The organism is Streptomyces sp. NPDC054765 (genome assembly GCF_053612065.1).
In genome coordinates, this window is record NZ_JBSHBP010000023.1 from 42,788 (window position 1) to 56,711 (window position 13,924).

10 protein-coding genes are annotated in these 13,924 nt (G+C 71.2%); 4 read left to right on the top strand and 6 right to left on the bottom strand.

Going from position 1 to position 13,924, the window contains the following annotated elements:
• Window positions 1-31 precede the first annotated feature (31 nt).
• Window positions 32-793, bottom strand: a complete 762-nt coding sequence (locus ACWGJY_RS17050) for a hypothetical protein (RefSeq protein WP_453261596.1) — start codon at window positions 791-793, stop codon at window positions 32-34.
• Between the two features lie 377 nt (window positions 794-1,170).
• Between ACWGJY_RS17050 and ACWGJY_RS17055 the strand changes: the two genes are divergently transcribed.
• Complete coding sequence (locus tag ACWGJY_RS17055) at window positions 1,171-2,391, top strand: alpha/beta hydrolase family protein (protein ID WP_453261597.1); 1,221 nt, start codon at window positions 1,171-1,173, stop codon at window positions 2,389-2,391.
• Window positions 2,392-2,526: 135 nt separating this feature from the next.
• On the opposite strand, the gene ACWGJY_RS17060 is transcribed toward ACWGJY_RS17055, so the two are convergent.
• Entirely contained in the window at window positions 2,527-3,105 is a 579-nt protein-coding gene (locus ACWGJY_RS17060) for a TetR-like C-terminal domain-containing protein (RefSeq protein ID WP_453261598.1), read from the bottom strand.
• Between the two features lie 420 nt (window positions 3,106-3,525).
• On the opposite strand from ACWGJY_RS17060, the gene ACWGJY_RS17065 reads away from it, so the two are divergent.
• Both ACWGJY_RS17065 and ACWGJY_RS17070 read left to right on the top strand, forming a co-directional pair.
• Window positions 3,526-5,421 carry a cellulase family glycosylhydrolase gene (locus ACWGJY_RS17065; RefSeq protein WP_453261651.1) on the top strand — a complete coding sequence of 632 codons (1,896 nt, stop codon included), beginning with the start codon at window positions 3,526-3,528 and terminating at the stop codon, window positions 5,419-5,421.
• Window positions 5,422-5,512: 91 nt separating this feature from the next.
• Window positions 5,513-5,809 carry a PASTA domain-containing protein gene (locus tag ACWGJY_RS17070; protein WP_453261599.1) on the top strand — a complete coding sequence of 99 codons (297 nt, stop codon included), beginning with the start codon at window positions 5,513-5,515 and terminating at the stop codon, window positions 5,807-5,809.
• Window positions 5,810-5,840: 31 nt separating this feature from the next.
• On the opposite strand, the gene ACWGJY_RS17075 is transcribed toward ACWGJY_RS17070, so the two are convergent.
• Both ACWGJY_RS17075 and ACWGJY_RS17080 read right to left on the bottom strand, forming a co-directional pair.
• Window positions 5,841-6,989, bottom strand: coding sequence for a Glu/Leu/Phe/Val family dehydrogenase (locus ACWGJY_RS17075; RefSeq protein ID WP_453261600.1), 1,149 nt, complete (start codon window positions 6,987-6,989; stop codon window positions 5,841-5,843).
• A 39-nt stretch (window positions 6,990-7,028) separates the two neighbouring features.
• Complete coding sequence (locus tag ACWGJY_RS17080) at window positions 7,029-9,929, bottom strand: FAD-binding and (Fe-S)-binding domain-containing protein (protein WP_453261652.1); 2,901 nt, start codon at window positions 9,927-9,929, stop codon at window positions 7,029-7,031.
• A gap of 191 nt (window positions 9,930-10,120) precedes the next feature.
• On the opposite strand from ACWGJY_RS17080, the gene ACWGJY_RS17085 reads away from it, so the two are divergent.
• Window positions 10,121-11,035, top strand: coding sequence for a LysR family transcriptional regulator (locus tag ACWGJY_RS17085; RefSeq protein WP_453261601.1), 915 nt, complete (start codon window positions 10,121-10,123; stop codon window positions 11,033-11,035).
• 80 nt (window positions 11,036-11,115) lie between these two features.
• On the opposite strand, the gene ACWGJY_RS17090 is transcribed toward ACWGJY_RS17085, so the two are convergent.
• Window positions 11,116-12,513 carry an amino acid permease gene (locus tag ACWGJY_RS17090; protein ID WP_453261602.1) on the bottom strand — a complete coding sequence of 466 codons (1,398 nt, stop codon included), beginning with the start codon at window positions 12,511-12,513 and terminating at the stop codon, window positions 11,116-11,118.
• Between the two features lie 373 nt (window positions 12,514-12,886).
• Window positions 12,887-13,813 (bottom strand): LysR substrate-binding domain-containing protein, encoded by a 927-nt coding sequence (locus ACWGJY_RS17095; RefSeq protein ID WP_453261603.1) that lies wholly within the window; start codon window positions 13,811-13,813, stop codon window positions 12,887-12,889.
• Window positions 13,814-13,924: the final 111 nt, after the last annotated feature.

Consider the following 13,924-nt stretch of genomic DNA (forward strand, 5'->3'; position numbering starts at 1 on the left):
ACGCCCGGCTTCTCGTTCCGGGCGGTGTCGCTCATCCCGGTGCGTCGTGGGTCGTCCGGCCCATTTCGTCTTCGTCGGGCCGGGGTGTGCGGTGGCCCAGGTTGAGGGCGGTGTGGAGGTCGACGGACGGGTCCAGAGCCGCATGGATGCGGACGTGCAGCAGGGGTCCGCCGCCGGTGAAGCATCTGGTGCCGAGAGCCGTGTTGAGTTTGGCGGCGGCGACCGCGGTGACCGTGATGCCGGTCTTCATGCGCAGTACGGCGGCATCGGTGTCGACGGATGAGGTGATGCGGGGCCGGGCGAAGGTACCGAGGGTAATTCTCGCGCCCCGGTCCAGGACGGCGGCGAGCGTGCCTTGGCCGAGGTCGCCGACGAAGCCGGTGAGCCTGACGACCTTCTTGGTCTTGATGTTGATCAGCGCGACACCGGCGCGGGTGAACCGGAGTTCGCCGCCGACCTTGCCGCCGCTGTTGGTGACGGCACCACCCTTGATGCGGAGGCTCATGCCGCCGGTGGGGTAGCGGGGGCTGATCCGGCCCTGGGTGTCGATCTCCGCGATCACCACGCCGCGGGCCTTGAGCGCGGCGAGGAGGGTGCGGGGAGCGTCGAAGCGGGCCGAGCCGCCCTGTACGGGGACCTCGGTGTTTCCGGCGAGGCGGGTGGCGGTGGTCCGGCTGCCGGACGGGGTGGTGGGGACGGTGGCGGTGGAAGGGCGTGCCGGGGCGGGGGCGGCTGCGGGAAGAGCGGTGGTGAGCGCCAGAACGGCAGCCGTGGCGAGATGGCGAGCGCGCATGCATGTCCCTTTCTCCGGTGGGACCGAGTGCCCGCGGAGCACCCGATTCCGTGATGGCTCGGTCACTCTACGTACCTGTTGCTGCGGTTCGATGGTGGCCGTGGTGTGACGGGCCCGGCTGTACGCCGCCCGGCCCTGTGCGGCGCCGGGTGTGGTGCCGTGCGGTGCCCCCGCCAGGGGCCCTCGGGTCGTCTGCGCGAACCCTGGCCCTGTTCGCGGGGTGCGACAGGAGGCCGATGTGTATGACGTCCGGCGCCGACCGCCGGCACGGCCGACGGTGGTCGCATGACCCACGCTAACGCAGGATATCTTGCCTTAGCGGCGGATCGCTGCCATGCTGCTTAATGTAGGCATCCCTTGCATTAGGAGTGGCGGTCGTGAAGCAGCTGTTCTTCCACGAGCACGAGAATTTCTGGTACGAAACCCTGCGATCGCTGGGGCACATCGCGTACGGCGGTGCGGACCTCGGGGAGGTTCTGTTCACCGCCGACCGGATCAAGTCCGGTGACTACGACAGCTGGTACGAGGAGTGGTCCGCGACCGCGGAGCGACTGTGGCAGGTGGCCGCTGAGGCGCAGCGGGGCGGCCATGCCGTCACCGCACGGGATACCTATCTGCGTGTGTCGAACTACTACCGCACCGCGGAGTTCTTCCTGCACGGCGACCCCGGTGATCCCCGGATCCGGGCGGCGTACGACAAGTCCATCGAGGCGTACCACCGCTTCGTCGACCTGTCCGGCCGCGGAATCGAGCGGGTGGAGATCCCGTACGAGAACACGACCCTGCCGGGATACTTCTATCCGAGCCCGTTGCCCGGCCGTCAGCCGCTGATCGTGATGCACAACGGGTTCGACGGCACGGCCGAGGAGTTGACGTTCTGCGGCGGGCTTGCGGCGCAGGAGCGCGGCTACCACGTGCTGTGCTTCGACGGACCGGGCCAACCCGGCACCCGGCACCGCCAGGGGCTGCTGTTCAGGCCGGACTGGGAGAACGTCGTCGGCCCCGTGATCGACCACGCGCTCGGCAGGCGAGAGGTCGACCCCGACAAGATCAGTCTGCACGGAATGAGCCTCGGCGGGGAGCTGTGCATCCGGGCCGCCGCCTTCGAACCGAGGCTGAAGGCCGTCATCGCCAACGACGGGGTGTACGACCTCGGCGCCTTCGTCATGAAGTTCCTCGACGGTGACCGTGCGGAGATCGAACGGGCACTGACCGCCGAGTCGGCCCCGAAAATCGACGCCGCCCTCTCCGCCGCGATGCAGAGCAGCCCCAGCGCCCGCTGGGCCTTCGAGCACGGGCAGTTCGTGATGGGCGGCGCCACGCCGCGGGAGTGCGCGGCCAGGATGCTGGACTACCACCTGCGCGACGGGATCGCGGAACGCGTGTCATGCGCCGTGCTGGTGTGCGAGGCGGCCGACGACCTGTTCTTCCAGGGCCAGCCCGAACAGGTCTACCACGCGCTGACCGCCCCGGACAGGACCTGGCTGCGGTTCACCGAAGAGGAGGGTGCAGACGCCCACTGCCATCTCGGCGGGCAGCGCTATGCGTTCGGCAGGATGCTCGACTGGCTCGACGACCGCACCCCGGTCAACCGCTGAAACGGAACCCCGGCGCCGGCCCGCTGAGGGGAGACCTCCCCGAGCGGGCGGAGCCGGGGTTCGCCGCGACGGGGCGCTCGGCGCGGCGTACGGCGCCGCGGCGCGACCGCGGCATGGTGCAGCGAAGCCCGCGGCTCACTCGCGGGAGTGACCGGTGGAACGCCGCGGGCCTTTGTGGCCGGCGTGGTTCGGTGGCGCGGCAGCGAGGGCACGGTCGATGAGCACCTCGACCTCGCTGTGGGGCGCGTAGCCCCACAGGGCCCGGAGGTAAAGCGGCGCGAGGACCAAGTCGAGCACCATGTCCACCGTCGGCGGATTGCCGCCCTTCTCGGCATCGCGGTCCAGGGCGTGCTGCATCTCCACCGTGCGGCTTCGGAGGTAGTCCCCCGCGTGCAGGTGGGCGTCCTCGGGGCGGGCACCGAACGCGGGAGACGCGGCGGAGCCCAGCGCTTTGAAGAAGGCGAATCCGTCGCTGCGTTGCAGCTGCGAGGAGACGGCCTTCGCCCAGGTGAGCAGGTCGGTGCGCAACTCGCCGGTGTCCGGGAAGGGCGCCTCCTCGTTCAGCCGGGTCGTGGCGACATCGAGCACGAGCGTCTCGAGGGATCCCCAGCGGCGGTAGATCGTGACCTCGTGCACGCCCGAGAGTTCGGAGACTTCCCGAACGGTGAGATCCGTTCTGCCGGTGGCGAGGAGTTTCCGCACGGCGTCGTGCACGGACGCACGCGTACGTGCCGTGCGCCCCCCAGGGCGCGGCCGGGGGGCTGGGCTGGAAGCCGTGGTCATGACCTCAGGGTATCGACCCCGGCTCCTAGGGTGGCCTCCCCACCGGGCGGCGAAGCCCCAGCCGGTCGCGTCACCCACCGCTCCGGCCTCCCGGGGCGGCGCGCAAGGGCACCGGGTCCGGACGTGCCCGGCACCGGGCCCGGACGCAGCCGGGGCCCGGAAAACCGGCCGCACGGGTATGGCCCCGCCGGTCACTCGCCGGTAACTTGTGGATGCCCCGTCGGCGGTGTCCCTGCCGCGGGGCTGCCCGCCGGACGGACCCGACGGGTACCCCCGACGAAGCAGGCAGATGACGTGAAGCCCTTCTTACGTTCGGCGTGCGGTGCCTGGGCGCTGTGCCTCGCCGTCGTCATGACCGGCATCGGTCTCCCCGGTGCGGCCGCAGCCCCTGTCCTTCCGGACGCTTCCGCCGCCGGACCGCCGGCCGTACGGAAGACCGCCGCGGCGTGGACGGCTCCGCTGTCCACCAGGGGCCGCTATATCGTCGATGCCGACGGCAAGCGGTTCCGGCTGAAGTCCGGCAACTGGGACGGTGCGCAGGGCTCCTGGAACGGCTCGGGCGACATCAACGATGCCGCCAACCACCACAGCGGCCAGAACTCCCACGGCATCCCGCTCGGCCTTGACCGAGCGGCGCTCACCACCCTGCTGCACGACTTCCATGCCCTGGGCCTCAACAGCATCCGGCTGCCGTTCTCCAACGAGATGCTCCACTCCACGGCCCCGGTGCCCGATGCCGCGGTCGCCGCCAACCCGGAGCTGCGCGGCAGGACACCGCTGCAGATCTTCGACGCCGTGGTTGCGGCCCTGACCGCGGACGGCTTTGCCGTCATCCTCAACAACCACACGAACACCACCCGTTGGTGCTGCGCCCTCGACGGCAACGAGCGGTGGAACAGCCACCGGACCACTCGGCAATGGGCCGACGACTGGGTCTTCATGGCTCGCCGCTATCAGGACAACAGCCGTGTGGTGGGAGCAGACCTCTACAACGAGGTGCGCCGCGACATCTGGGACGACCCCAACTGGGGCCTGGGCGACGACCACGACTGGCAGGCCGCCGCCCAGGAGGCGGCCGACCGGATCCAGACGGAGGCCAACCCCCGTCTTCTCCTCATCATCGAGGGCATCAACTGGACCGGGCTGCCGGTGGACGGGCTGCCGCACGGCCGCCCCACGCTCACCCCGGTCCGTACGCTCTCGCACACCCTCGTCATCTCCGGGAAGCTCGTCTACTCGGCCCACTTCTACGGCTACACCGGCCCGCACCACAGCGGCGCCACCGGCCTGGGGGAGACCAGTGACCCCCGCTATCAGGACCTGACCGGCGACCAGCTGCGCGCCGTCCTGCACGATCAGGCCTTCTTCGTCTCCGACGGGTCCGGGCAGCATTTCACCGCACCCCTGTGGGTCAGCGAATTCGGTATCGGCTCCGACGAGCGGGGCCCGGCGGCCCGCACCTGGTTCGCCCATCTGACGGACTACCTTGCCGCCACCGACACGGATTTCGCTTACTGGCCGGTCGTCGGCTGGAGCACCGACGCCCAGGGCCGCCCGGCCGGGGACAGCTGGGCCATGCTGCGCTACGACAACGCCGGGCGCCGCACCGGAATACTGGACGGCGACGACTGGCGTGCGACCGCCTGGAACCGGCTGCGGACGGCACCGGGGCGGACCGGACCGGTGCCACCGACCCCCGCATGGCACATGCTCACCCTCGACCACCGCGACTTCGTCCAGTCCCTGAGCACCCGCGCCCTGGGCGACTGGGACAGCGGAGCCCGCAAGGCGGCCTGCCCCGACGGCGAACGGCTGATCGGCATCAGCCACACCCAAGGCCGCGGCCTGTGCACCGATGCCCCCGCCGCCGCCGACCTGCGCACCCCCGCAAGCACCCCCGAGGTCGTACGCGACGAGCGCTACGTCCCTGCGGGCGGGGACTGGGCTCCCGGCTACAGCAAACTCCAGTGCCCCGACGGCCACTTCCTCACCGGCTACAGCCTGCGCGGGGAAAAGGTCTCCGCCGCGTTGTGCATGCCCGCCCGCACCTCCCTCGGCACGGCGGGGGAGACCCGCTGGTTCGACCGCGGCGACCACCGCCCGCCCGGCGACCCCGGCGGCGACTTCGCCTACGGCCGCTACAAAGGCCAGTGCCCGTCCGACGCGTACGCGGCAGGCATCGCCTACACCAGCCGCCCCGGACACCAGGGCAGCCCCGATGCCCTGCTCTGCCGGCCGCTCTCCTGATGCCGGCGGGACCGGGGCCGGGGCCGACGGCCCCGAACGCGGGTGCGTAAGTCCTGCGGTGACCGTTGCCCGTGGTGGTCGTTCTCCGGTGGTGAACAGAATCGTTACTGCCTCGGTCATCGCCCTGTGCTGCCTGATTCCGGCCGTTCCCGCCCGTGCCGACGGCCCCGAGAGGATGCCGCAGGTGGCAGGCCAGGGGCTGGTCTCCGCCTACGCGGCGCTCCATTACGACACCTCCGTCCGGCTCAAGGACGGGCGCGGCACGGGGCGTCATGTGCTGTGGCCCGCGGGCTGGAAGGTCTGTGCACAGAACCCGCGGGCGGGCACACCGCTACAGGACCGGCGGGTCACGCTCACCGTGGTCAAGCGCCGGGAGGCATGCCGGTAGCGGTGCGCGCGCCCGCCTTGCCGGCCGCGTATCAGTGGCGTGGGATACGCCCCTTGCTGTGCATGGCGGCGCGGACGCGGTCCTCGGCCAGGCGGCGGCCGGCGGTGTGCGGGGTGACGTCCTGGTGCCGGGCTGCGTCCAGGACGGTCCCCGTGTTGGCCCGCAGCCTCGTCGAGACCGTCTCGACGATGGTGGACGTGTCGGGCCGGAACCCGGAGTAGCGGGCGTCCATGGCGAAGGCGGCTGCGACGACACCGCCGGCATTGGCCACGAAGTCGGGGATCACGGTGATGCCGCGCTCGGCGAGGACGCTCTGGGCTTCCGCGGAGGTGGGCAGATTGGCACCCTCCACGACGAGCTTCGCCTTGATGGCGTGCGCGGTGGTACGGGTGATGACGTCCTGGAGCGCGGCGGGCACCAAGAGGTCGCAGTCCACGGTGAGTTCGGCACCCGGGGCGAGCGCGGTACCGGACGGGTGACGGGTGACGAAGTGGTCGCCGTGCTCGTCACGCGCCGCCAGCAGGGCGTCGACGTCGAGTCCGCTGGGGTCGTGCAGCGCCCCGTGGGCGGTCGACACCGCCACGACCGTGGCACCGAGTTCGGCGAAGCGCCGGGCGGCCGCGCTGCCGACCGCGCCGAAGCCCTGGAGGGCGACCCGGGAGCCGGACAGCGTCAGTCCCTGGTGCTGTGCCGCGGCGTCGGCCGCCTCGGCAACGCCGTAGCCGGTGACGCCGAGCTTGTCGTAGGCCACGCCGCCGAGGTGCTCGGGGGTGCCGACGGCGGCGCCGCGGTCGCCCAGCTCGTCCTGGATGATCGCGGCGTCGCTTTCGGTCAGGCCCATGTCGAGTCCCATCACATACTCGCGGGGCACCTCGTTGGACAGTGCGCGGGCGAAGGCGCGCAGCACCGCCTCCTTGTCGCGGGAGGCGGGATCGGCGACGATGCCGGCCTTGGCGCCGCCGTAGAAGAGATCGACAGCGGCCCACTTCCACGTCATCACGCGGGCCAGCCGGGACACCTCGTCGACGGTCACGCCGGGGCTCATCCGGGTGCCGCCCTTGCCGATGCCACGGGCGGTGTTGTCGATCACCAGGACGCCCTTCATACCGGTGCGCCGGTGCGAGACGACGACGATCTTCTCGGGGCCCCACTCGTCGACGAGGGAGAGTGCATCAGTCACAGGAGTGTTCCTTGTCCGTAGGGAGGAAGGGTGCGCGGGTCAGGCGGAGGTGTCGGCCGGGGGCAGCGCCTGTGCGATCAGCTCGGCGAGATGGGTGCCGCTGCGAGGCGTCTGCTGGGCGATCTGGGTGCGGCAGCTGAAGCCGTCGGCCAGGATGTGGGTGCCGGCGGCGGCCGCGCGCACCGCGGGGAGCAGGACCTGCTCGCCCGCGGCCACCGAGACGTCGTAGTGACCGCGTTCGAAGCCGAAGTTGCCGGCGAGGCCGCAACAGCCGGAGTCGAGCGTGGTGTTGTCGATTCCCATGCGGGCCAGCAGCGTGCTGTCGGCGCCGAAGCCGGAGGTGGCGTGCTGGTGGCAGTGGGTCTGGCTGAGCGAGTGGGCCTCGACCTGTGGGGGCTGCCAGCCGGGGGTGTGGTGGACGAGGAGTTCGGCGAGGGTGAGGGTGGCCCGGGAGAGGGCGCGGGCGTCCTCGTTGCCGTCGAGAAGCTCGGGAAGGTCGCTCTTGAGGGCCGCGGTGCAGCTCGGCTCCAGTCCGACGACGGGTGTGCCGGCGCGGACCGCGGGAGCCAGCGCGGCGGTGGTCCGCCGGGCGATACGGCGGGCGACGCCGAGCTGCCCGGTGGTGATCCAGGTGAGCCCGCAGCACTGGGTGCCCTCGGGGACCTGCACCCGGAATCCGGCGTGTTCCAGCACGGCCACGCCGGCCTTGAGGACATCGGGGCTGAAGTGGTTGTTGAACGAGTCGACCCACAGCAGGACCGGGCCGCGCCCGCCGTCGCCCCGGGGCGTACGGCGGCGGAACCAGCTCAGGAAGGTCTGCCCGGCGAAGCGCGGGATGTCCCGCTGCGGGGCGATGCCGCCCAGGCGTTTGACGGCCGGGGCCAGGCGGGAGGAGGTCAGTGCGTTGACCGGGCCGGGAATCCGGGCGGCCAGCCGTGACAGCAGCGGCAGCCAGCCCATGGTGTAGTGCGAGGCCGGCCGCAGGCGTCCCTTGTAGTGGTGGTGCAGGAACTCCGACTTGTAGGTGGCCATGTCCACCCCGACGGGGCAGTCCGCACTGCATCCCTTGCACGACAGGCACAGATCGAGGGCGTCGCGGACCTCGGTGGAACGCCAGCCGTCGGTGATGACCTCTCCGCGGGTCATCTCGTAGAGGAGACGGGCCCGGCCGCGGGTGGAGTCCTTCTCGTCCAGGGTGACGCGATAGCTGGGGCACATCACCCCGCCGCGGGGTTCGGTGGAGCGGCACTTGCCGACGCCGACGCAACGGCGGCCGGCCTTGGCGAAGTCGCCGTCGTCGGCGTGGAAGGGGAAGACGGTGGCCAGGGGCAGGGGGGCGCGGTGCGGACTGACCCGCAGGTTTTCGTCGACGGGCAGCGGCCGCACGATCATGCCGGGATTGAGACCGTTGTCGGGGTCCCAGATGTTCTTGAATTCCTCGAACAGGGCGATGACGCCGGGTCCGTACATCAGCGGCAGCAGCGCGGAACGGGCCTGGCCGTCGCCGTGCTCGCCGGACAGCGAACCGCCGTGGGCGGTGACCAGCCGGGCGGCCTCGGTGAGGAAGGCGCGGAAGACGGCGGTGCCCTGCTCGGTGGTGAAGTCGAAATTGATCCGCACGTGCAGACAGCCTTCGCCGAAGTGGCCGTAGACGGCGCCCTGGAGCTCATAGCGGTGCAGCAGATCGGTGAACTGGCGCAGATAGGCGCCCAGTTGACCGGGCGGGACGGCCGCGTCCTCCCATCCGGGCCAGGCTTCGGATCCGTCGGGCAGCCGGGTGGCCAGGCCCGCTCCGTCCTCGCGGATGCGCCACAGCGCACGGGCCCGCACGGGATCGGTGATGACCTCGCTGCCGGTGCAGCCCGCGGCCCGGTCGGCGGTCCGGACCAGCGCCTCGGCCTGCTGGGGCAGAGCGTCCGCGGGACCGCCGAGTTCCGCGAACAGCCAGGCCTGTGCGGTCGGCAGGGTGTCGATGGTGGCCCGGGTGCCGGGCCGGGTGACGATATCGGTCAGCGCGTGGTCGAGTCCCTCCAGCGCCAGCAGCTCGTGCCGGAGCAGTGCGGGAACCGCGTCGGCCGCGGCACAGGCGTCCGAGAAGCCGAGGACGACCAGGGCCCGCGCGGGCGGGGGCGTGACCAGGCGGACGGTGGCCGAGAGGACGACGGCGAGTGTGCCCTCGCTGCCGACGAGGGCCTTGGCGAGGTGGAAACGCCGCTCGGGCAGCAACTGTTCCAGCGCATAGCCCGACACCTGCCGTGGGAACCGCCCCAGCTCGGTGCGCAGCGTCCCCAGGTTGCGCTGAGCGAGGCGGAACAGGGCGCCGATCAGCTCTCCGCGGTCATCTCCCGCGGCAATGGCCTCATCGATCTCCGTACGGGTCATCTCGCCGAGCCGGACCACCGTGCCGCGGTAGGTGACCACTTCGAGTTCCACGATGTTGTCGGCGGTGCGCCCCCAGGCGAGCGAGTGCGAGCCGCAGGCATTGTTGCCGATCATGCCGCCCAGGGTGCAGCGGCTGTGGGTGGAGGGGTCGGCGCCGAACAGCAGACCGTGCTCGCCGGCTGCCTTCTGCAGCTCGTCCAGCACGATGCCGGGCTGCACGGTGGCGGTCCGGGCGTGCGGATCCAGCGCGACCAGCCGGTTGAAGTAGCGGGAGAAGTCGAGCACCACGCCCGGCCCGACGGCCTGCCCGGAGGTGCTGGTGCCCGCTCCACGTGCGGTGACCGGCACCCCCAGGCGACGGCACACCCGCAGCGCGTTGAGGACATGCTGCCGCTCGCGGGGGAAGACCACGGCCAGCGGGACCTGGCGGTAGTTGGAGGCATCGGCGGCGTACCGCGCCCGGTGGCCGGCGTCGCCGGCCACCTTGCCGCAATCCCCCTGGCCGAGGGCTTCGGCCACAGCTGCCGCGTCGAGGCCGCCGAGGCCCTGCGCTGTCATGGTCACCGTGCTCGCTCCTTTTGCCCACCGGTCATGCTCGGCCTGGTCCCGTCCACGATGTGGGCCGCCCGGGGCGGGGGACAAGACCCAGCAGGACGAAAGAATTCATGCTTGAGGGCAACAAATGCTTACCCTCGCCTTCGAGGGCCGCGGGTGCTTATGCTCGCTTCCCGCGTCCTTGGGAGCCCGCGTTGCTGAAGCCACTGCATCTGCTCACCCTGAAGGCCGTCGTCCGCAGCGCCTCGTTCGCCCTCGCGGCCCGCGACCTCGGCTACACCGCGTCCGCCATCTCGCAGCAGATCTCCGCCCTGGAGAAGGAGACCGGGCTGGCGCTGTTCGAGCGGGAGGCGCACGGGATCCGCCCCACCGCCGCGGCCCACCGGCTGGTCGATCTGAGTACCCATGTGCTGGCGGCCATGGACGACCTGGAGCACCAGGTGCGGGAGCTCGCCACCGGCGCCACCGGCCGGCTGCGGCTGGGCAGCTTTCCGACGGCCGATGTCCGGCTGGTGCCCGCCGCCCTGTCCGCGCTCGTCGACAGCCATCCGCGGGCACAGATCCAGCTGGAGGAGGGCGAACCCGAAGAGCTCATCACCTCGCTCAGCCACGGCGATCTCGATGTCGCGCTCGTCTACGAGTACGGGCTCAGCCCCCGCCAGTGGCCCGAGGGCCTGACCTGCCACCCTCTGCTGCGCGAGGACCTCCTCCTGCTCAGGCCTCGCGGCAGTGACCTCGGTGCGCAGCTGCCCCAGCTGTCCCGGGCCCGCTGGATCACCAGCCGGGAGGACACCGCCGGGGCCCGGTCGTTCCTCCGCCTCTGCGCGGCCGCGGGGTTCGACGCCGCCGTCGCCTTCCGGAGCAACAACTACGATGTGGTGCGCCGGCTGGTGTCGGCGGGGCTCGGCGTGGCCGTGGTCCCGGCGCTCGGCCATCTCCCCGGCGAGGGGATCGAGGCCACCCGCGTCACCCAGCGCTCCGCACACCGCACGGTGATGGCGCTGCACCGCAGCGAGAACAGCAATCCGCTGCTGCCCACCGTCCTCAGCTGTCTGCGGCGCGCGGTCCCCACCGGTGAGCCGTATCTGCACCCGGCGGCCGCCGGCTGAACGTCCCGGCGACGCCGGGGCTCCGTCCCTTCCCCGGGCGGGGGAGCGGCGGAGCCCCGGCGTCGGCGGCGGACCGCCCGTCACCGGACCGGTGCGGGCTCGGGCTCGTCGGAATCGGACAGGTCGTCCAGGGCATCGAGGTCCACCGAGCCACCCGGCATGACCTTTCGGGTGCGGCGGTAGCCGTAGCCGGCGTAGATGACCAGCCCGACGATCAGCCAGCCGCCGAGCCGCACCCAGGTCTGCCACTGCAGGAACGACATCAGCCAGACGGAGAACGCCATGCCGAGGACGGGCACCACCGGCATCCCCGGGCAGCGGAAGCCGCGCTTGAGATGAGGTTTGCGGTAGCGCAGGACCAGTACGGAGGCCGAGACCACCACGAACGCCAGCAGCACTCCGATATTGGTGAGTTCGGCGACCGCGTTGATGGGCAGCAGACCCGCCAGCACGGCGGAGACGATGCCGATCAGCCAGGTGGCGCGGTGCGGAACCTTGCGCCGGGGGTGGATGGCGCCGAACCACGCCGGCATCAGCCCGTCGCGGCTGAGCGCGTACCACAGGCGGGAGGCGCCCATCATGAAGGAGAAGGTCACGGTGACGATGCCGATGACCGCGCCGACGGCGATCACATTGGCCAGCCCGCTCAGCCCCACGCTCTGGAACGCGCTGGCGATGCCGCTTTTCGGGTTGAGCTCGCTGTAGTGCTGCATCCCGGTGAGCACGATGCAGACCAGCACGTACAGCACCATGGAGACCGCCAGCGACAGCATCATCGCCTTGGGCAGCTTGCGCCGCGCCTCCACCGACTCCTCCGCGGCCGTGCTCAGCGCGTCGTAGCCGAACACGGCGAAGAAGACCGTCGACGCGCCGGTGAACGCCCCGCCGAGACCGAACGGCGCGAAGGGGTGCAGATTGCCGGTCTTGACCTTGGTGAAGCCGACCACGATCACCAGCAGCACGATGGCGATCTTGATGAGGGTCAGCACCGTCTCCACCCGGGCCGAGGTACGGGTGCCGCGGTTCAGCAGCCAGGCGACGCCGAGACAGATCGCCATCGCGAGGAGGTCGACCCGGTGGCCGGCTCCGGTGCCGGGGGCGCCCAGGGCCCAGGCCGGCAGGTGGATGCCGACGGCCTGGAGCAGGAATCCCAGGTAGCCCGACATCCCGATCGCCACGACGGCGACGATGGCGGTGTACTCCAGGAGCAGATCCCAGCCCACGATCCAGCCCACGATCTCCCCGAGCACCGCGGCGCAGTAGGTGTAGGAGGATCCGGCCTTCGGCACCATTCCGGCGAACTCGGCATAGGCGAAGGCCGCGCAGAGCGAGGCGGCGCCGGCCACGAGGAACGAGACGAGCACGGCGGGGCCGGCGACGTCCCGGGCGACTGCCGCGGCCAGGCTGAAGATGCCGGCCCCGATGATGGCGCCGATACCGATCATCGTCAGCTGGGTGAGGCCGAGGGTGCGCACCATGCGCTCACCGGTGGGCTGTTCATGGGGAAGTGTGCGCCTGAAGATTCCCTGGGGGCCTCTTCCCAGCAACGCGGGAAGAGGAGATTTCGGGGTGTGATGGGGGGACATTGCTCGCTCCCTGTCAGGCAACGGCGGCACGACGGGCCACCGTCGTGGCGTGGGTCACCACTGGCCTGAAACCCTCACTCACGATCCTCCCTGGCAAAAGGGACTGCAGCGCGACAACTTGCGGGGCTGAGGGCAAGCGGAACTGGTGACGGGGCGCCGCAGCGCGAGGAGAGCGGATTCTCGTGCAACAGGCATCTTGTTCCGGCGGGCAGGTCAACTCACCGTGGGGAAAGGGGTGTTGGCGGCGTGGCCGCCGGAGCCCGTGCTACGGATCGTGGCGGGCCGGGGGTGGTGTCCGGGCCCCGGACACCACCCGCAGGACGCCGACCAGCGCCGCCACCGTCGGCCGGTGTTCGGCGGAGGAGCGGCACATCACCACGATGTGCCGCTCGACCTTCTCCCGCAGCCGTACGACATCGAGCCGTGACGCGCGCAGGCCGAGCATCAGATCCGTCACGGTGCTCACCCCGATACCGGCCTCGACGAGCGCGAGGGTGGCCGCGGTGTCGGTCACCTCGTGCTGGACCCGGGGTTCGATGCCGGCTCGTCGGCAGGCGGTGCGCACCGCGCGGCCGTAGTAGCTGTCGGCCGACGGCAGGATCCACCCCAGATCCTGGGTCTCCGCCAGGCCGACCACCTCGCGTCCGTCCATCGACCCGGTGGGTACCGCCAGCGAGAACCGCTCGCGGTAGAGCCGGCGCACCTGCAGGGCGGGCTCGCGCGGAATGGGCACATCCGGGTAGTCCAGGCCGAGCGCCAGATCGACCGCGCCGGACGCGACCGCGTCGTGCACCTCGTCCACATCCATGTCGCGGCTGTGCACCGTCAGCCCGGGATGGAGCCGCCGTACCTCCTGCAGCGCCGGCGGCAGCAGCTCGGCGGCTGCCGTGGCGAACAGCCCCACCTGCAGCACCCCGAAGACCTCCTGACGGGTGCGCTCCAGGGCCTCGACGGCCTCTGCCTCCGTGGACAGGATCCGCTCGGCGTGACGCGCCAGCGTCCGGCCGGCATCGGTGAGCTCCACCCGCCGCCCGACCCGCCGCAGCAGCTCCATGCCCGCGGCCTTCTCCAGCGCGGCGATCTGCTGGGAGACGCCACCCGGCGTGTATCCAAGGGCCTGTGCCGCCGCGGTGATCGTCCCGCGCCTGGTCAGCTCCACCAGGGACCGCAGCTGGGCACTCGTCCAGTCCATATAGAGATCCTAATAGATCGGACGCACCAACTGTTCGTAGACGTCAACGGTTCCATTGCTGCACGATGACGGGCAGCTAGCTGATCAGCGCTTCTCGCCATGCACCGACAG